Source organism: Acidobacterium sp. S8 (assembly GCF_009765985.1).
GTDB lineage: Bacteria > Acidobacteriota > Terriglobia > Terriglobales > Acidobacteriaceae > Alloacidobacterium.
The window spans coordinates 85,322-101,456 of the sequence record NZ_LMUM01000028.1 but is presented as its reverse complement, the minus strand read 5'-3'; the positions used below and the strand labels follow the sequence as shown (position 1 = coordinate 101,456).

Sequence of the window (16,135 nt, the reverse complement as noted above, 5' to 3'; positions counted from 1 at the left end):
TCCTGCCAGTCTCGAAAAAGTAGCGGACCTCGTTGCGATCCTCTTCGCAGTCTTCGATGGCTCCATCCATGGGCGAAGCGGTCCGGATAATCTCGTCGGTCTGGTCGACTGAGAGCAGCTGTTCTGTAGTGTTTGGCATGTCTTCAGCTTCACTTCTTCGAAGCCGAATAACCACGACTTTTTACCGCCTTTTATGCGGTCTTAGAAGGCTGCGCGCTGCGGCCTGAAGGCCTCTGCGTGGCTTCGCTTGCATCGATGCGGCACGACAGGGCTCTCGCCGTCCTGCATTAGCTCAAAGGGCGCCCGCCGCTGCTGTGGTGGCGTCCAATACTCGATCTGCTTTCCGCACCCAGGACACCTGCACATGCCATTGAAGCGGTAGCCAGCCAGTTCAATCTGATTGAAGATTCGTGGGAAATGCATGCCGATTATTGTAAGCAGGGTGTCGAGTGTGACCGGCTGTGGAAAACGCCGAAAAGTACGCGTTTAACATCGACACATCGTGAAATCAAAGAAAACAGCCAAGAACGAAGAACCCAAGAAGGGCGAAGTCAGTTTGAACATCCTCTTTCCCGCTTACCTCGCGGAAAAGCTGGAAAAGATCGGTTTAGAGAATGGATTGGACCACGTCAATACGCTGCGATATCTGGTCGCCACTTATGAACTGAAGTCAGCGCCGCGCGCCGCAGCATCCGATCATGCGAAATAGAGTCGATCCGAAATCATTCAACCTGTCGACGCCCTGCCCTGAGTGCTCGGCCGTCGAGGGGCTGGCAATGAGATAGAGCGCTGAAACGTCGATGCTCAAATTCGTCAAATTGACGAGTTTGATGTTCTCGTACACGCGAATAAAACGTTCCGCTGTCGGTATCGACCAACCGAATTCACTCTTCAACCACGGCAACCACGCGCCGTGCGGCAACCGCCCTTTCACTTCGCTGAGCCACTGCCCGATAACCAAAAGCCAGCAAACAATGGCTCTGGCGATGGTCTATCCCGACACAGAAAGTGGTGCAGGTCGTGGAAATAAAAGCAAAGCTAAAAAAGCTGCCGAAACGGCAGGTTTTAGTTCGCGTCGCTTGAACGAAGCGCGTAGCGTTCTTCGTTATTCGCGAGAACTCGCAGAATCCGTTCTCATGGGCGTGACACCGCTCAACGAGGCACTTGCGGCGGTACAGCAGCAGCAGCAGTACCAGCAGTCTGATGAAGCGAAGCTCACCAACCATTCACGGCGTGACGTGCTATCGATTCCGGCGTTGGCTCGCGATGACTGTTGCAGCGGTGCTGTACGACCGGAGACGTGCCAGTGGGCATCGCGTCGTAAGCTTGGCGCTGTTGCCCTGGCGGTCGCCAGAATTCGATGGCTTTGTTGCAGCCCTGACATACGTTCTGGCCTTCGAAGACATACCGAGCCATCTGCAGCTGATTGTTTTTTTGCCGGAAAGTGCATGCGCGGAATTTTAGCTGCGCGCACCCCGAATCGTCCAAGCGTCGAGTGTTAATCCACCGGAACCTTCAGTGCCAGATGCGCGCATTGTGCCGCGAACACAGCTGCGATTTCATCGCGTCGTTGAATCGCTTTGCGCACCAATCGGGCCTGAACCTTGATCGCTTTGCTGAGGGTGTATCTGGGGTTCTCCGCACGACTCGCGACGAATTCCTGCTCGGCGCGCTGGCAGATTTTAGCGTGACGGTCTTCATACCGCTGACGGTTCGTGATCATCTGCCTCGCCTTACCATGCGCTGATTCGGCGCGCCAGCTGCCCGCTCTGCCTTGGCTGCCAGACGTTTCAACTCGGCAATCACTTCGCGATCGTCGTCGACATTGCTCTTGATCGCCTGAATAACCGCGGCCTGATTCATCGGAAATGTGACGATGCTGCCTTCCCACAAGCGCAACTCCTTCAGGTAGCGAACACTGCCCTCGACCGAGTCCTGAACGATGTCATACCCAATGCTCAAACCGCGAATGATGCCGCTCTTCAAAAGCTGATAGGCCGCCACTGCTGTCGGCAAAGCGAGCAGCAATTGCCCTTGAACGCTCAGGGCGTTTGGACCGTCATTCAGCGTGAGCGTACCGATTGGCTCATCGGTCTTATGCTGCCATAACAGTGGGACCTGTGAGCCTTGGTTCGCAATCGTCCTTGCAAACGCGCCGGGAACGATGATGTCGCCGCCGAGGTCCTGATTGTTATAAACCGCAAGCAGCCCTTCGAATGAGCCGTCTGGATCGTCGCCGCCGTCGAGCGCTTTCACTTTGAATTTGAAATCACGTTTCAGCATGAACTAACTCCCATGACACTACCGCGGCGAAAACCCGCTGCCGTTCGTCGGCGCGCTCAGCGACAATCCTTCGAACGAGCCGGTGACATAGGAACCGGGACGCTTTACGATTAGTGCCAGTCTTTTTTCAGCCCTGATCGCGACAAGGTTTTTGACAAAGAAATCCTGATGCTCTGTCGAAATCTCGACCTGCATTTCCATCCGGTCGCGAATCTCTGAAGCAATCGGCGAACCGTTTCCGACCAAAAACGTATGCTGTGCAATGGACACGGTGCTAACCACCTGTAAGCCAAACAGACTCGGCGATACAACCGTCTGCGGGTCGCCGAGAATGTATTGACCAAACGAGTTTTTCAAAAGCCGCATGCTCGTCCAATCGACAGGATTCAGGACAACGAACGTCGGAGGCAACTCCTTCGCGATGGCGATCTGTCCAATGGCTGCGCCGATGGTGTCGAGCGCGGTCGCGCCTGTTGTTGGCAGAAGACTTGGGTTGAATACCGTACTTTGCGGAATCAAACCATGCAAATGCTCGCCGGTTCCATCACCGGAAAGCAGCTCAAGCTCTTCGCAGAGGTTAACGTAGTAAGGCAGTGTGCTCTGGATGAATGCCATCAGCCCATCCAGATCATCAAGAACCTGTTTCGAAGCAGGAAGCCATGTCGCAAGCAGCTTGACTCGTTCGCTCCCTGAAACGAAGTTGAATGCGTTTTCAGGTTTCAAGCTCGCTTCAGGAACTGGCGAAGCAAGCTGCGGCAGCGGAGGAGCAACATGCACGTAGTCGACGATTTGCATGCTGGTCGGCGCGCTATAGAGCAGATCGCGAATTGTTAAGGCCTGTCGAGCTTCCGGCGTGATCCCTGGCGATCTGTCGATTGGCATAACGCCGGTCGTCATCGCGCCGAGCGCCGTCTCAGTGAGGGTCGCCTTGCGCTGCAAAAACTCCTGCATCGCAACGTCTTTGAATTGAAGAACGGCCTTGCCGCTCTTGTCGTGCTGGAGGCGTCTCAGGCTATCGCAGTCCTCCATCGCTTTCCGGAACGCGCTGCCGTTGGCGAGTGGTGACACCAGACGCTGCGAGGCTTGCAGTGTCAGATCAAGTGCATCGACCTGCTTTTGAAAGCCGCCGAACTTCTGCTCGATGCCGTCGACGCGCTCGCTGATCCCGTCAAGCTTGCCATCGAGACCGGTAATTGCTGACTTAAGTTCTGTTTCCATTGGGTGACACTCCTGAGGAGGAATTTCACAAGCGCGCTTGTCGCGGCTGTGTGCGTGAATGTTGGTATTCAACGGATCCGAGGACGAGTGTCTTTGAGACGAGTCGCACACGGAGTGTCGAGAAGATTATGCGCCCTACTCCGGCAAAAGTTCCAGCAGTTCGTCAGCTCTCTGCTCATCGGCCTCGTTGAACGAGTCGACGCGATCATCGAAATCGCGATTGCAACGTTCGCGGAAGGCGAGCCGCAGAGCGTGGTACAGATTGACGAGCGCTTCACCTTCGCGATGCAGATCCGCTGCCATCACTTCAATGAGTCCCGCGTGAGCAGTGAAGGCAGCAATCCTTCGGTCGTAGTAGGTAGCCATGGGCTTCTCTCAGTTCATCTTTGCCCGGTCCGGCGGGTTACGTTCCTCCGGGTTGCTTGTGAGCTTCAGCAGCATATCTTCCAAGCTGGCGATGCGCTGTTCGTGTGCGATTGACTTCTGTTCGTGCGCGGCCACATCCGAGCGCAAATCACGCACGGTTGTGCTCATTGCCATCAAGAGCCGATTCCAAAGGTCTAACTGTTCGGCGCTCACAACCACCTGCTGTGGCTGCTGCTGTTCAGGATTGGTGTTTTCATTTTCCATGTCGGGCATCTCCTTCAAGAATGTCGGCAATCAACTTTGCGATCGGATCGAGACTTTCGTCGGTCCGCTTCGGAAATCCACGCAGCCGGATAATTGCCCGGCCATGCTTCGTGATTATGATCGGTTCGCCTCTCGCAGCACGCTTTAGCAACTTCGAAAACTGATTCCGCGCTTCTGCAACGCCGATTCGCATTCAAAACCTCGTCAAAAACTGGCTATTTTTTCAGAAAAACTCTAAAACTTGCGATTTTTCGTACGCGGGTGCCGTTGTGGTTCCGGGGGTCGGTCCTTAGAGATTTGAGGTACCCTCCCCCCCTGCTTTGCCTGCTGATCGAAAGCATATGGGTGTCCTCCTTTCGGTCGATGATTGCGTTCACGGTGGCTGCTACGCTCGACCAACCGCAGCAGTCATCTGTTGATCAGCTTCTTAAGCTCTCCCTCGATCCAATCTTGAATCTCTACTAGCTCGAGCTTGATCACTTGCTCTGGATTCCATGGACGCTTTTGTTTCGTGTCGTTGTGCTCCTTCCGGCGGCGCTAGTTAGGACGTCCAGTTCGTTCTCGAACCAGTCGATTATCTTCACCAGATCGTCTTTGTTGACGTTGTCCGGATACCAGATGCGCGCATTCCGGCGTACATTGCTTGCTTTTCTCTTCCTAGTAAGCTCCTTTCGCAAGTCGGAGATAAATTGAACAATTGATCGTAGTTCTCGCTGGAACTCCTCCAGCGCTAGCCTGCAATTCGTGCACAGCGCGTTCGGTGTTGAAGTAATGCGCGGCGTCGATAGCCTTTTCTTCGGCGACGGACCGCTCACCTGCTTTGCGGCTTCGCGCAATGACACCTTGCCCCTGATAACTTCCTTCAGTAACTCTGGCTGCTTCTTATCGACAGTCAGAACCTGCTGCACTTTGCGTTCAGAGACGCCTAGTTCTTTGGCTAACTTCGTGCGGACTGCTGGTGCGCGTTGCGGCTTCGGAACGGCTTGTGATCGATTGGTCACAACCCGCTTTGTCTTTGGTCCACCGTGTACTTTGCCAGCCACGACCTGGTTTAGTTTCGCCGCTTCGGTTTCTTTATGAAGCCGCGCTGCAATGACAAAAGTGATGTGCTGATCTTGCGTTAGGTCGCGGCGCTTTTCATTGACTGATTCGATCCAGTCAGTAACCGTCAGGTCGCCGTGATAGATAGAACGCCATTCAACCTGCGGCGGCGTGAGGTTGAGTGCCTTACATGCTAAGACTCGATTGCGCCCGTCAATTAGTTGTTCTGCATGAACAACGATGGGAACAACAACGCCTTTCTCGCGAATATCGTCACGAAGTCGAGTAAGCGCTACCTCATCCATAAGCGGAAGTAGGTCACACACCGGATGTACCGGCATCCCGTAGTCATGCGCTTGGATATCATTCATCGCTGCACCTCGACCGCGCGTGTCACCGCGCTGCCGCTTCCGCTGCTGCCGTCGTCTCGTTGCGATTAGGACTAAACGGTGACTCAACTTTTTGAGTAACCGTTTTCGGGCGACCGCGACCGCCCTCTTTCCCGTGTTGGCGATTCGTGCCAGTGATCGCTGCCGCTGCGGCTGCTGCCTCGCGCTCGTGCCGATCAGGACTAAAAGGTTCCCCAACTTTTTGGGTAGCCTTGGTGCCGACCTTCTCTCCCGGCTTCGCGCGAGTCGCAGCTTGTCGCTCTGCTGCTTCCTGCTCGATCAGCGGCAGCATTTCGGTCGCGCTCATCGCTGCACCCCGACCGCGCGTGTCTCGCTGCTCCAAATCTCCAATTCATCGATCATCTGCAACAACCGCTCGCCTTCATCTGCCGGCAGCTTCTCGGCAAGCTCAAGCAATGGCAGCCCAGGATGCCGGTCTGCAATCGCATCGATGGCTGCTTCGATCGCGGCACAGCGTTCAAGCCTGCGAGCGTCTTCAGCGAGACGTGCTTCGATGCGCTCTAGGTCCGTCATTGTGGCTTCCTGTCTTCTCCGTTTGCTGCAAAGCGCTTGTAAGACGGCGCTTCCTTCGTGACTGTTACGGTCGACAGTTTCTTCGAGGAACGCGGCTCGTAGTCGCCTTTCAAAACATGACGAAAATTTCCCTTGCCGGTTTCCTTATGCGTTTTGAGCAGCCACGCGAACTTGCCCAGGTATCCGGTCGTTTCGCCGCAGAAATGCGGCGTGGCGGCCATCTGGAGAACGACGGCCCGAAAAAGATCCTGCGTAAGCCCTTCTCTCACTCGGGCTACGAACATGCGCTGGTCATGCGGGCTGAGCTCTTCACTCTTTTCCATCTCTCCGCGATGAGCGTTCCAGAACTCCTGAGCGCTTTTAAGAGAAAAAGACAAACAGGACGACGACGACGACAGTTCATCTCTCGCGCGCGTGTCGTCGTCTTTATCTCTTGCTTCAGTACTTGCTTGAGTACCCATGGTGGGTACAGGTTTGGCCTCTGATGGGTACAGGCCTATACCGATGGTGGATATAGGGCTAGGCCGATGGTGGGCATAGGGCTGTACCTGTGGTGAGTACAGGGCTGTACCTATAGTGGGTACAGGTGATCGCCACAGGTTGGGCAGCATCGGGATCGCGTCGAGGTGGAGAGTGTATGTATTAGCTTTGTTCTCTCGTGCATTGCCAGAACTCCACGAGAGCCACTTCTTGGCGCGAAGTGAGTCCACAGTGCGCTTCACGGTGGAGCGGCTGACTCCGGCCATCTTCGCGATGCGCCGCACGCTGGGATAGCCTCCGCTGCCGTCGGTTCCTCGTCCATGACGAGCGATGGCAAGCAGCACCAGCTTCTCAACAGAAGAGCAGTCGGCGTCAAGCAGGACTTCCACGGCGGAGCGGCTCACGATGCCACCCTCAGCTGCTCACCGATTTTTTTGCAGCGCGGCGCGTGGAAGCGGCGTATCGTGGATGCAGGGTTCATACTTTCACTCCCAAACAAGTGAAGTGACTAAGCCGCCGGGTTATGCCGACGGCTTTTTCATGTGCGTCTACTGTGACGAAATCGGCTGATCGATCATTGCCGTCTTTTTGGTGATCCGTGGTTGAATGCCGTTCACTGCGCCGGGATTGTCGAGCCAACGCATGAAGGCTGATCTCGGAATCAGAATGTTCCGGCCAAAGCGTAGATGTGGAATCGAACCGTCTTCGATACCCTTCCGAATTGCCTTCTCGCCAGTACCCGCAATCAAAGCGGCCTCGGAAATTTTTAGGGTTGCTCTTACCTTGTCATCTTGACGGGCTTTCATCGACCGGACCCTCCTTCATTGAAGTCGGAATAAAAAATAGCATGAAATAGTATTTCACTACAAGCTATTTCTTTCGGTGCTATTATGTGCCTGTATGACATACGACGACAAGGAACGAAACGCCACAAGTAAAGCGCTTGTCCAGCTAAGAAAACATATGGGCATGACGCAACAGAGATTCGCTGTCGAGGTATTGAAGACGGCCATCAGTACGATAGCGCGATACGAAACCATCACTCCGCCGGAAGGGGATGTGCTGCTGCGTCTCTCGAAGGTCGCAGACGAAAACGGTCGGCCCGACCTGGGTGCGAAGTTTCTAGCAATTTACGTGGAAGAGTTCTCGAAGAAACTCGGCGGCGAACTGATCATGGTCCCAAAGACAGAAAGCAGAATTGAGCACGGCTACGTGGTCAAGAAGCTCGAAGGACAGAAACAGCTGCTGTTTATGCAGCGCGCGTTGCTGGTGCTGGGCGCTTTCGACTATTCGGGCGATCCGAAGATCAGCAAGGCTGCCGATGAGCTGTTGGACTCTATCGGAGACTTCGCACAACGTTGTATTCCGAACCCCATCGTCCACAAGCTCACGAACGCTATGACGGCCGCTGTAGCGCATGGCGTCCCAACTCAGAAGGCCATCGGCAAAACCAAAAAGAAAGGAACGAAGAAGTGAAAGGCTCAATCAGAAAAACCAAGTTAAAAGGCAAGCGCATTTCGTGGGCGTATGTGATCAACGTCGGCCGGGACCGCGAAGGCAAGCGCAAGCAGGTTGTGCGCAGCGGATTCACGACCGAACATGAAGCAGAAGCAAAGATGCGCGAAGCGATTGCCACTTTCGAAAAGGGTCACACTGTCCAGAGTGACTCGCGAACGTTCGAATCATTTTTCACGTCATGGCTGAAGCAACACGGCGCTGCTCACTGGGGCAATATGACCGCGGAACAGAACGCGAAACGTGCTGGCTACGCCATCCGCATGTTCGGCGATGTACCCATGCAGAAGCTCACTCCGCAGCGCATTGAGCAGGACCTGCACACGTTGCTGACGAGAGGCGGAATCAAAACGAAGGATCATCCCAAGGGCAGGCCGCTGTCACCGAAGAGTGTGCGCGAGATAGGTGCTCTTATTTCGCAGTGTCTCGATAAGGCGAGACGATGGAAACTGATCGAGAGCAACCCGATGGAGGATGTCGACCGACCCGCCGCACACAGGAAGGAAGTCGAGATTCTGCAGCTCGAGGATTTCGAAAGACTCTTGCAGCGAATCCGCGGCACTCGATACTACGCATTCTGCGTGTTCGCTGCTGACACTGGTTGCCGGCGCGGTGAGCAGCTGGCGCTCAAGTGGTCTGATATCGACCTCGAGACAGGAATGGTCACCATCTCGAAGGCGCTTTCGCAGACAAACGTCGGACGGGAAATCAAAACTCCGAAGTCGAGGAAGAGCCGGTCGTTCCGAATTTCAGAAGATACGCTCACCATCCTGCGTGAACATCGTGAACAGCTCGAGCTCGAAAAAGAGATGTACGGCGAAGACTACCAAAACAACAATCTGGTGTTTCCGACTCCCGAGGGCGACTACTACCAGCCCAATCAGGTCACCAATCGCATCAGCGCCTTCATGAGAGAGGCTGGCGTCAAGGGATCACTGCACAAGCTGAGACACCTAAACGCGTCAACGATGTTGAGCGAAAAAGTGCCTCTCCCGATTGTGAGTAGAAGGCTCGGTCACGCGAACAGCCAGATCACTTTGAATGTCTATGCGCACGTAATGAAGGACGACGATATGACCGCTTCTCTGGCTTGGAATGGAGTCACTTCCGGCATCATTTCGAGGACGAGAAAACCGGCAGAGAATGGGAGTTCCAAGGGAGCGCTAGTGACATTTAGTGACATCAAACGTCCCAAGTTGGCGTAAGTTATTGAATTTAAACACGAAAGATGGTCGGGGAGAGAGGATTCGAACCTCCGACCCCCTGGTCCCGAACCAGGTGCTCTACCAGGCTGAGCCACTCCCCGAACGTGTGGCAGACAGTCAGCGCGAAAAGCGTCCTGGTGAGCGCCTTTCTTTATTGCGCGAACTTCATCCAGTTTATCAGAAGATTTACTTCAGAAGTGCATCACGTCTCGCTTACCGGAAGATACCGACGTCCAACAATCCTGTACTTATTGGAGAGTACACGTGCGATGGCCTCGGCATAGGCAACATGCTCCTGTTCGAGAATGCGAGCGGCTAGCGTGTGTTCATCGTCAGTATCGACTACCGGTACAGTCTTCTGCAGAATGATGACCCCATGATCGAGCTGCTCATCGACGAAATGCACAGTGCAGCCTGCGACTTTGACTCCATAAGCAAGAGACTGTCGCTGAGCGTCAAGGCCAGGAAACGCAGGCAGCAATGAAGGATGAATATTCAGGATGCGCTGCGGAAAGCTGGATACAAATTCCGGCGAGAGCAGGCGCATGTAGCCCGCAAGGCAGATCAGATCTACGCTGTGCTCGCGCAGACAAGCAATGATTGCAGCATCATGCTCTGCGCGTTTGCGCCCGCCGGCTTCGATCGCAACTGCATTCAGGCCTCGTTCGCGTGCCGCCGCAAGCCCAGGGGCATCGGCTTTATTCGAGATGACGACTGCGATTTCGGCTCCCGGTAATTTGCCACCCGAGATAGCGTCAGCGATGGCAACAAAATTTGAGCCGCGCCCGGAAAGAAGAATTCCAAGGCGCTTGCGCGCACTCACTGATAAATCACCTTGCGATCACCCTTAACCGTCTTGCCGATGACATAGAACTTTTCATTTGCCCGCTCCAGCATCGACTTTACCCGCTTGAACTTCTCTGCAGGGACCACGGCAATCAGGCCGATGCCAAGATTGAAGGTGCGCAGCATTTCGTCCTGTGGAACATTACCGAGATCGCGCAGATGATCAAAGATGGGCAGAACCGGCCAGCTGCCAAGGTCAATTTGAGCGGAAATACTCTTCGGCAGTATCCGCGGCAGGTTTTCCGTAATACCGCCGCCGGTGATGTGGGCCATGCCGGTGACGTAGTCGCTTGCAGTAAGTTTCTTGATGATACTCAGGTAACTGCGGTGAGTCTTCATCAAAGCCACGCCCGCCTTTTCTTTGAGCGCATTCACGTATTGTTCCGCCTTATATCCTGCGACCTCAAAAAATAGCTTGCGAGCAAGCGAATAACCGTTCGTGTGCAGGCCAGTCGAGGGTAATCCGATCAAAACGTCGCCCACCTGAATGCTGGCTCCGGTGATAATCTTCTCGCGCTCTACCACGCCTACGATAAAGCCCGCCAAGTCGTATTCACCGTCAGAATAAAAGCCCGGCATCTGCGCAGTTTCGCCGCCGATCAAAGCGCAACCGTTGGCGCGGCAGGCCTCGGCCAGTCCGCTGACGATCTTTTCCGTGACTTCTCCATCCAGCCGGCCAGTAGCAAGGTAGTCGAGGAAAAAGAGAGGAACCGCTCCCTGCACGGCAATGTCGTTCACGCAATGATTCACGAGATCAGCACCCACCGTGTGATGAATACCCAGTTCGAAGGCGACTTTCAGCTTGGTACCGACCCCATCGGCGCTTGAAACCAGCACCGGCTGCTGATACTTGGTCGTATCCAGCTTGAAAAGGCCGCCGAAACCGCCGATTTCGCTTAACACATTCCGGGTAAAGGTTTTTTGCGCCAGATATTTAATTCGTTGCTTGGCGCGGTCGCCGCTGGTGATGTCAACTCCGGCATCGGCATAGGTGACTGGAGAGTGGCTCATGCTGGATTTCTGCTCTGACAAGGCAATTCCATTCGACAAGGTATTAAGACTGGAAAAGCCAGTTTAGCATCCGCCCGGCTGCCGGAGGCCGGGTTTTGGGCGAGGATTCTGGTCTTATCGGCTGCGCAATCCCCAAAGCGGGTGTCGTGATTTGTCGCACATTTGTCTCGGAAAAATTTACCGGGTAGCGCACCTTTATGGATACGCTTAGTGGAGCGCTTCCTGCGCTACTGGAGATTCTCTTGAAACAGTCACTGGTGACCCGCTCTGCAATATTCGCTGCACTACTTGCTTTGGCATCCGCACCCGCAGTGGCCCATGCCGCCAAATTCGGACCCGGCGGCGGTATTCCTTGCCCCATCGGTCAGGGTGGCAAGAATGGTTTTGGACCTGGCGGCGGTATTCCAGTTCCTATTGGTCAGCCAGGTAAAGGTGGTAATTCGTTCGGACCCGGCGGTGGTATTCCTTGCCCTATCGGCCACGGAAAGGGTACAAGACTTTAAAAGATGTTCCATTGTCTAAAGCTTCCCCCCGGGGCGCGCATTTTCTCTATTCAGGATCACTGAAAATGCGCGTACCATGCCCCTATGAAAGTGTCGCTGTTGGATAATGCGCTGTGGGCAGCGAGCTTCGCGGGGAATGCTGTTCTGTTTTTTGTTCTGATTTTCCGCGAGAGATGGCGACAGTTTCCCATTTTTACAGCGTGGATGGGCTATTACGTCATTGAGAATATTGTCGCTTATCTCATCCTGAGCTTTAATCCGGTCTTTTATTCCACAGTTTATTGGGTGATGTTTTCTCTCGATTTTCTATTGCAGATTGCCTTGATATTTGAGATTACCCATGTTGTATTGCGGCCGACCGGGAGTTGGGTGCAGGATGCGCGATCCACCTTTCTTTTATGGGGGTTGGCGGGGGCGTTCCTTGCAGCAGGTCTTACAATTGCTGTACATCCGCTGGTCCATCGCTCGGCTGACACATGGGGAATTCGCGCTTTTCTTTTTACCAGCCTGCTGTTCTGCGAGCTTTTTCTCGTCATGCGGGTTTCTGCACAGCGGCTCGGTCTGGTACCCAGAAACTACGTGATGAGCCTCGGAACCGGGTTGACTTTATGGTCTCTCGTATCAGTTGGGGTCGACGTCGCGCACAGTTATTTTGGGGCGGCGCATGTTGCTGATTTTACGATGCTTGAACATATCCGAACATCAGCCTACATCCTTGCCGTGATGTATTGGATCGCCACCTTTTCAGTCGCCGAGCCGGAACGAAAGCCTCTTTCTCCGGAAATGCAGAATTATCTTCTTGCTTTACATGCACGGGTTCAATACGATTCTACGCAGGTTAGCAGTGCTCAAAATTCTCGCTGAGAGCTGGCCGTGACTTCAATATTTCTTCTTTGTTTCTTTGTTTTTCTCGCCGGCGGCCTGATTTATACTCAGGTCAGCGTACAACGTCTACGTTCTGTTTCATGGGACGATCTTGTGGCTCGCATGCAGCCGCTGCATGCTCGTGGCCTGGAGATTGTCGCTCTGGATAATCTTCAGCCAAAAGCAAATCAGGTCAAGTTAGAACCCGAGCATCTCTGGGGTCTTGTGGGCGGCATGGAAGGCCTGCGCTGCATGCGCCGGAATGCCGATCTTCTGATCGCCCTTGCGGCTTATGTACAGCGCTGGAACTTTGAAGAGGGCGTGATTGTCACTGAGCGTATGCGCCACGACGCCATGCAGCTGAAGCGCGCCATCTTCTGCCTTCGCTTCGACATGATGATTCGCCGTAGTCACATTCGCGCACCTTTCTATATTCAGCAGGCCGCTTCTTCTTATTACCTTATGACGCGTCGGGTGCTTGCGTTATATGAGACGAGCCATGCTGGCTTGCTTCCTCGTTTAGCTGAAGTGATGTAGTTTCTGCAAATGGATAGCATCACCCTATACTGATCGGGTGATGCCTGTTTCCCTCAAACGAAAAATCCAGCGTTCTACTGAACTACAGCAACGCGCCGAAAGGCTCTTTCCCGGCGGTGTTGATTCTCCTGTGCGCGCTTTTCGTGCCGTAGGAGGACATCCTCCTTTCGCAGTCAAGGGTGATGGAGCCTATCTCTGGGACGCAGATGGGAACCGGTATATCGACTACTTCGGCTCGTGGGGACCCATGATTCTTGGGCACGCCTTTCCGCCAGTCGTCGACGCGATTCAACAGGCTGCGGCCAGGAGCGCCAGCTTCGGTGCTTCTACTCCTGCTGAGGGCGATTTGGCTGAACTAGTGGTTGAGGCTTATCCGTCGGTGGAGAAGCTGCGCTTTGTCAGCTCGGGAACGGAAGCAACCATGTCGGCAATCCGCCTGGCACGGGCTTTTACCGGACGCGATTATGTCATCAAGTTTGAAGGCTGTTATCACGGCCATTCCGACGGGCTCCTTGTGAAGGCTGGTTCCGGAGTGGCAACGTTTGGGATACCCGGATCTGCTGGGGTTCCTAACGACGTTGCCCGTTATACACTCGCGTTGCCTTTTAACGATATTTCTGCCGTGGAAGCGGTTTTTGCCGAGCATCGCGGCGAAATTGCGTGCATTATTCTTGAGCCAATTGTGGGTAATATGGGCTGCGTCCCACCCGCGTCCGGGTATTTGGAGGCTCTCCGCAAAATCACCAGGGAAGAGAATGCTCTGCTGATCTTCGATGAGGTGATGACCGGCTTCCGGGTGGCTTATGGTGGAGCGCAGGAGCTGTACGGCATCCAGCCGGATATGACGACGCTTGGCAAGATCGTGGGCGGTGGTTTGCCCTGTGGCGCTTTCGGCGCGCGCGCGGAGATCATGGATATGCTGGCGCCGCTGGGTCCGGTCTATCAGGCAGGAACGCTAAGCGGCAATCCGCTGGCGATGGCCGCCGGCATTGCGACGGTCGGCTATCTGAAAGAGCATCGCACGGAGGTATATGCCAGGCTCGAAAGCCTCAGTGCCGCCGTAGCTGATGGTGTTGCCGCGGAAGCAGCCAAAGCGGGTGTGCCGCTCACGACGAATCGCGTTGGAGCGATGTTTACCTGGTTCTTTACGCAAAACCATGTGACGGATTTCGAATCGGCTTCCACGTCGGATACGGCGGCGTTTGCCCACTTTCATAACGCCATGCTCGACCTCGGCGTGTGGCTGCCTCCTTCTCAGTACGAGGCAGCGTTTTTGAGTGCCGCCCATTCGACGGATGATGTCGAAATTACCATTGCTGCGGCAAGGGAAACTTTCGCGGCTATCGTCGGATGATGTGATTGGGGGGTATCCCCCGGTCTTTTGTACGGAGATTCTTTATTTTCTTTGATTTAGACTGACTCCTGTGTACGGAGATCATTTATTTTCAAGAGTTTGCGCATAACGAAGAGGTGTGATCCGAAAAGGTCACACCTCTTATTCTTATTTTATCAATTTATCCGATAATTCTCTGCAGACATAAGCTATTGATTTTACAATGCTTATCCGCCACTACCACTTGACAAAGACCAAGCGTCCACGGTCACGTAGCGGATGCCTGAAGATTCGGATAGCAGCTGAGCGGTAGCTGCTACGGAATGGCTGCGGTCCTGGCCGATTCCGGCTTGTCCGCCGTCATGCAGGAGCAGGTTGGAGCCTGCTCCGTTCCGCCGATTGCGACGGATGCCCTTTTGCAGATTTGCAAGGACCTGCCCGGCGGTCGTTGGCTTCCAGTCGTATCCCATGGCGTTCCACAGCACCGGAGTCAGTCCCAGCTCGCGCGCGGTACGGAGAACGTCAGGACGGCGTGCTCCGTGAGGTGGTCGAAAGTAACGGACTGGCTCTCCCAAAGCATCTTCGATGGCTGCATTGCAGGCGGTTAATTCGTCACGCACACGCTTTGGCGATTGAAAGAGAAGCACCGGATGCGTCGTGGTATGGTTGCCGACGAGATGTCCTGCGGCTCGGATGGAGCGGGCTATGTCTGGCCGCTGGCGAACAAAGCGGCCTATCAGGAAGAAGGTAGCGTGGACGTTGTTACGCGCGAGGACGTCAAGCAATTGCTGCGTATAGGGGTCGTTCGGGCCGTCATCGTAGGTCAGGGCAAATTCATTGGGGTCGCCGCCCCCGATAATGGCTTTTCCGAATATCTGCGAGGTGGGCCACATGGCTGCGTAGGCGTAGCCTCCGGCCGCGAGCGTGACCGCGGCTCCGGCTGTGGCGATGGTAGCGAGCATTGGGTTTAGTTTAGCCTGTTACCGAAAGGGAAAGGTTCGAGTGGCATCTTCCCGAGTAGCATGATATTTTCGATTTTTATTCGCCCAAGAGATCTATGATGGCCAAAACTTCAGAAAAACCGCGTTTTATCGCCCTGGAAGGGCCGATTCGTGTCGGAAAGTCGTCACTGGCACGCATGCTGGCAGGAAACTTAGAAGCCCAGCACATTGTTGAGCCGGAAAATAATCCATTTCTCGATCGCTTTTATGGGGCTGAGTCGGGGATGGCGTATGCTGCGCAAATGTGGTTCCTGATGGAGCGGTACGAGCAGCTCAAACCGCTCAAGAACGCCAAGGGCACGATTGTTTCAGACTACATATTTGAAAAAGACAAGCTGTTTGCGTATGTGAATCTCAATGACGCAGAACTTGCTCTGTATAACCGCTATTACGAGATGTTTCGCGAACAGGTGCCTGCGCCGGATCTCGTGATTTATCTGCAGGCCACGCCTGAGGTGCTGAAGCAGAGGCTGAAGCGCAAGGGCGCGGCTGGTGAGCGCGACATCAGTGACGAGTACATTGAGCAGATTATCGCTGCTTATGAGCATTTTTTCTTTCACTACTCGGCGAGCGATCTGCTGGTGGTAAGTACGTCGGATATCGATTTTGTGAATAATCCCAAAGACCTGCAACTGCTGATGAAGCGGCTGTCGGAGCCTATCAAGGGGAAGCAGTATTTCTTGCCCCTGGGTGAGAATGCTGCCGGTTGATAACAGGAGAACTACAGGTCTTTTGACTGAGCTCC

General features: G+C 54.4%; 24 protein-coding genes and 1 tRNA gene. 9 read left to right on the top strand and 16 right to left on the bottom strand.

Features of this window, described 5'->3' with window-relative positions; all coding sequences use genetic code 11:
* The first annotated feature begins 502 nt into the window (after window positions 1-502).
* Window positions 503-709 (top strand): hypothetical protein, encoded by a 207-nt coding sequence (locus GSQ86_RS22845; protein WP_174239963.1) that lies wholly within the window; start codon window positions 503-505, stop codon window positions 707-709.
* On the opposite strand, the gene GSQ86_RS23925 is transcribed toward GSQ86_RS22845, so the two are convergent.
* Window positions 671-904 (bottom strand): hypothetical protein, encoded by a 234-nt coding sequence (locus GSQ86_RS23925; protein ID WP_371720652.1) that lies wholly within the window; start codon window positions 902-904, stop codon window positions 671-673. The genes GSQ86_RS22845 and GSQ86_RS23925 overlap by 39 nt on opposite strands.
* On the opposite strand from GSQ86_RS23925, the gene GSQ86_RS23490 reads away from it, so the two are divergent.
* Window positions 801-1,502 (top strand): hypothetical protein, encoded by a 702-nt coding sequence (locus tag GSQ86_RS23490; RefSeq protein ID WP_254062337.1) that lies wholly within the window; start codon window positions 801-803, stop codon window positions 1,500-1,502. The two genes, GSQ86_RS23925 and GSQ86_RS23490, sit on opposite strands and share 104 nt — an antisense overlap.
* On the opposite strand, the gene GSQ86_RS12270 is transcribed toward GSQ86_RS23490, so the two are convergent.
* From GSQ86_RS12270 to GSQ86_RS12220, 11 genes are all read right to left on the bottom strand, one after another.
* Window positions 1,499-1,723, bottom strand: coding sequence for a hypothetical protein (locus GSQ86_RS12270; protein ID WP_158750236.1), 225 nt, complete (start codon window positions 1,721-1,723; stop codon window positions 1,499-1,501). The genes GSQ86_RS23490 and GSQ86_RS12270 overlap by 4 nt on opposite strands.
* On the bottom strand, window positions 1,720-2,283 hold the full coding sequence (locus GSQ86_RS12265) for an HK97 family phage prohead protease (protein ID WP_158750235.1): 564 nt from the start codon (window positions 2,281-2,283) through the stop codon (window positions 1,720-1,722). Before GSQ86_RS12265 ends, GSQ86_RS12270 begins: the two co-directional genes overlap by 4 nt.
* Window positions 2,284-2,301: 18 nt before the next feature.
* Window positions 2,302-3,501 (bottom strand): phage major capsid protein, encoded by a 1,200-nt coding sequence (locus GSQ86_RS12260; protein WP_158750234.1) that lies wholly within the window; start codon window positions 3,499-3,501, stop codon window positions 2,302-2,304.
* A 135-nt stretch (window positions 3,502-3,636) separates the two neighbouring features.
* Window positions 3,637-3,867 (bottom strand): hypothetical protein, encoded by a 231-nt coding sequence (locus GSQ86_RS12255; RefSeq protein WP_158750233.1) that lies wholly within the window; start codon window positions 3,865-3,867, stop codon window positions 3,637-3,639.
* A 9-nt stretch (window positions 3,868-3,876) separates the two neighbouring features.
* Complete coding sequence (locus GSQ86_RS12250) at window positions 3,877-4,140, bottom strand: hypothetical protein (RefSeq protein ID WP_158750232.1); 264 nt, start codon at window positions 4,138-4,140, stop codon at window positions 3,877-3,879.
* Window positions 4,121-4,324, bottom strand: coding sequence for a type II toxin-antitoxin system prevent-host-death family antitoxin (locus GSQ86_RS23920; RefSeq protein ID WP_158750231.1), 204 nt, complete (start codon window positions 4,322-4,324; stop codon window positions 4,121-4,123). The genes GSQ86_RS12250 and GSQ86_RS23920 overlap by 20 nt, the downstream gene beginning before the upstream one ends.
* Window positions 4,325-4,607: 283 nt before the next feature.
* Complete coding sequence (locus GSQ86_RS12240) at window positions 4,608-5,543, bottom strand: ParB N-terminal domain-containing protein (RefSeq protein WP_158750230.1); 936 nt, start codon at window positions 5,541-5,543, stop codon at window positions 4,608-4,610.
* A gap of 22 nt (window positions 5,544-5,565) precedes the next feature.
* The gene (locus tag GSQ86_RS12235) at window positions 5,566-5,868 is read right to left on the bottom strand and encodes a hypothetical protein (protein WP_158750229.1); all 303 of its coding nucleotides are present in this window, start codon (window positions 5,866-5,868) and stop codon (window positions 5,566-5,568) included.
* Complete coding sequence (locus GSQ86_RS12230; RefSeq protein WP_158750228.1) at window positions 5,865-6,095, bottom strand: hypothetical protein; 231 nt, start codon at window positions 6,093-6,095, stop codon at window positions 5,865-5,867. The genes GSQ86_RS12235 and GSQ86_RS12230 overlap by 4 nt, the downstream gene beginning before the upstream one ends.
* Window positions 6,092-6,979 carry a helix-turn-helix domain-containing protein gene (locus GSQ86_RS12225; RefSeq protein WP_158750227.1) on the bottom strand — a complete coding sequence of 296 codons (888 nt, stop codon included), beginning with the start codon at window positions 6,977-6,979 and terminating at the stop codon, window positions 6,092-6,094. Before GSQ86_RS12225 ends, GSQ86_RS12230 begins: the two co-directional genes overlap by 4 nt.
* 144 nt (window positions 6,980-7,123) lie before the next feature.
* Window positions 7,124-7,381, bottom strand: coding sequence for a helix-turn-helix domain-containing protein (locus tag GSQ86_RS12220; protein ID WP_158750226.1), 258 nt, complete (start codon window positions 7,379-7,381; stop codon window positions 7,124-7,126).
* A gap of 163 nt (window positions 7,382-7,544) precedes the next feature.
* Between GSQ86_RS12220 and GSQ86_RS12215 the strand changes: the two genes are divergently transcribed.
* Complete coding sequence (locus GSQ86_RS12215; RefSeq protein WP_158750225.1) at window positions 7,545-8,051, top strand: hypothetical protein; 507 nt, start codon at window positions 7,545-7,547, stop codon at window positions 8,049-8,051.
* Window positions 8,048-9,295, top strand: coding sequence for a tyrosine-type recombinase/integrase (locus tag GSQ86_RS12210; RefSeq protein WP_158750224.1), 1,248 nt, complete (start codon window positions 8,048-8,050; stop codon window positions 9,293-9,295). Before GSQ86_RS12215 ends, GSQ86_RS12210 begins: the two co-directional genes overlap by 4 nt.
* A gap of 24 nt (window positions 9,296-9,319) precedes the next feature.
* Here GSQ86_RS12210 and GSQ86_RS12205 read toward each other — a convergent pair.
* The 3 genes from GSQ86_RS12205 to purM form a co-directional block, all read right to left on the bottom strand.
* Window positions 9,320-9,396, bottom strand: a tRNA-Pro gene (locus tag GSQ86_RS12205).
* A gap of 101 nt (window positions 9,397-9,497) precedes the next feature.
* Window positions 9,498-10,118, bottom strand: a complete 621-nt coding sequence (purN, locus tag GSQ86_RS12200) for a phosphoribosylglycinamide formyltransferase (protein WP_158750223.1) — start codon at window positions 10,116-10,118, stop codon at window positions 9,498-9,500.
* Window positions 10,115-11,152, bottom strand: a complete 1,038-nt coding sequence (gene purM, locus GSQ86_RS12195; RefSeq protein ID WP_158750222.1) for a phosphoribosylformylglycinamidine cyclo-ligase — start codon at window positions 11,150-11,152, stop codon at window positions 10,115-10,117. Before purM ends, purN begins: the two co-directional genes overlap by 4 nt.
* 242 nt (window positions 11,153-11,394) lie before the next feature.
* Between purM and GSQ86_RS12190 the strand changes: the two genes are divergently transcribed.
* From GSQ86_RS12190 to hemL, 4 genes are all read left to right on the top strand, one after another.
* Complete coding sequence (locus GSQ86_RS12190; RefSeq protein ID WP_158750221.1) at window positions 11,395-11,655, top strand: hypothetical protein; 261 nt, start codon at window positions 11,395-11,397, stop codon at window positions 11,653-11,655.
* Between the two features lie 204 nt (window positions 11,656-11,859).
* Window positions 11,860-12,519, top strand: a complete 660-nt coding sequence (locus GSQ86_RS12185) for a hypothetical protein (RefSeq protein ID WP_158750220.1) — start codon at window positions 11,860-11,862, stop codon at window positions 12,517-12,519.
* A 9-nt stretch (window positions 12,520-12,528) separates the two neighbouring features.
* Window positions 12,529-13,056 (top strand): hypothetical protein, encoded by a 528-nt coding sequence (locus tag GSQ86_RS12180; RefSeq protein WP_254062336.1) that lies wholly within the window; start codon window positions 12,529-12,531, stop codon window positions 13,054-13,056.
* 40 nt (window positions 13,057-13,096) lie between these two features.
* Complete coding sequence (gene hemL / locus GSQ86_RS12175; RefSeq protein WP_158750219.1) at window positions 13,097-14,410, top strand: glutamate-1-semialdehyde 2,1-aminomutase; 1,314 nt, start codon at window positions 13,097-13,099, stop codon at window positions 14,408-14,410.
* A gap of 206 nt (window positions 14,411-14,616) precedes the next feature.
* On the opposite strand, the gene GSQ86_RS12170 is transcribed toward hemL, so the two are convergent.
* Window positions 14,617-15,351, bottom strand: coding sequence for a polysaccharide deacetylase family protein (locus tag GSQ86_RS12170; RefSeq protein ID WP_158750218.1), 735 nt, complete (start codon window positions 15,349-15,351; stop codon window positions 14,617-14,619).
* A 95-nt stretch (window positions 15,352-15,446) separates the two neighbouring features.
* Between GSQ86_RS12170 and GSQ86_RS12165 the strand changes: the two genes are divergently transcribed.
* Window positions 15,447-16,100 (top strand): deoxynucleoside kinase, encoded by a 654-nt coding sequence (locus GSQ86_RS12165; protein ID WP_254062335.1) that lies wholly within the window; start codon window positions 15,447-15,449, stop codon window positions 16,098-16,100.
* Window positions 16,101-16,135: the final 35 nt, after the last annotated feature.

Bases quoted from the DNA above. Each gene is read 5' to 3' on its own strand.
- GSQ86_RS23490 (WP_254062337.1), top strand. From the start codon at position 801: ATGCTCAAATTCGTCAAATTGACGAGTTTGATGTTCTCGTACACGCGA.
- GSQ86_RS12270 (WP_158750236.1), bottom strand. From the start codon at position 1,723: ATGATCACGAACCGTCAGCGGTATGAAGACCGTCACGCTAAAATCTGC.
- GSQ86_RS12265 (WP_158750235.1), bottom strand. From the start codon at position 2,283: ATGCTGAAACGTGATTTCAAATTCAAAGTGAAAGCGCTCGACGGCGGC.
- GSQ86_RS12260 (WP_158750234.1), bottom strand. From the start codon at position 3,501: ATGGAAACAGAACTTAAGTCAGCAATTACCGGTCTCGATGGCAAGCTT.
- GSQ86_RS12255 (WP_158750233.1), bottom strand. From the start codon at position 3,867: ATGGCTACCTACTACGACCGAAGGATTGCTGCCTTCACTGCTCACGCG.
- GSQ86_RS12250 (WP_158750232.1), bottom strand. From the start codon at position 4,140: ATGCCCGACATGGAAAATGAAAACACCAATCCTGAACAGCAGCAGCCA.
- GSQ86_RS23920 (WP_158750231.1), bottom strand. From the start codon at position 4,324: ATGCGAATCGGCGTTGCAGAAGCGCGGAATCAGTTTTCGAAGTTGCTA.
- GSQ86_RS12240 (WP_158750230.1), bottom strand. From the start codon at position 5,543: ATGAATGATATCCAAGCGCATGACTACGGGATGCCGGTACATCCGGTG.
- GSQ86_RS12235 (WP_158750229.1), bottom strand. From the start codon at position 5,868: ATGAGCGCGACCGAAATGCTGCCGCTGATCGAGCAGGAAGCAGCAGAG.
- GSQ86_RS12230 (WP_158750228.1), bottom strand. From the start codon at position 6,095: ATGACGGACCTAGAGCGCATCGAAGCACGTCTCGCTGAAGACGCTCGC.
- GSQ86_RS12220 (WP_158750226.1), bottom strand. From the start codon at position 7,381: ATGAAAGCCCGTCAAGATGACAAGGTAAGAGCAACCCTAAAAATTTCC.
- GSQ86_RS12215 (WP_158750225.1), top strand. From the start codon at position 7,545: ATGACGCAACAGAGATTCGCTGTCGAGGTATTGAAGACGGCCATCAGT.
- purM (WP_158750222.1), bottom strand. From the start codon at position 11,152: ATGAGCCACTCTCCAGTCACCTATGCCGATGCCGGAGTTGACATCACC.
- GSQ86_RS12185 (WP_158750220.1), top strand. From the start codon at position 11,860: ATGGGCTATTACGTCATTGAGAATATTGTCGCTTATCTCATCCTGAGC.
- hemL (WP_158750219.1), top strand. From the start codon at position 13,097: ATGCCTGTTTCCCTCAAACGAAAAATCCAGCGTTCTACTGAACTACAG.
- GSQ86_RS12170 (WP_158750218.1), bottom strand. From the start codon at position 15,351: ATGCTCGCTACCATCGCCACAGCCGGAGCCGCGGTCACGCTCGCGGCC.
- GSQ86_RS12165 (WP_254062335.1), top strand. From the start codon at position 15,447: ATGATGGCCAAAACTTCAGAAAAACCGCGTTTTATCGCCCTGGAAGGG.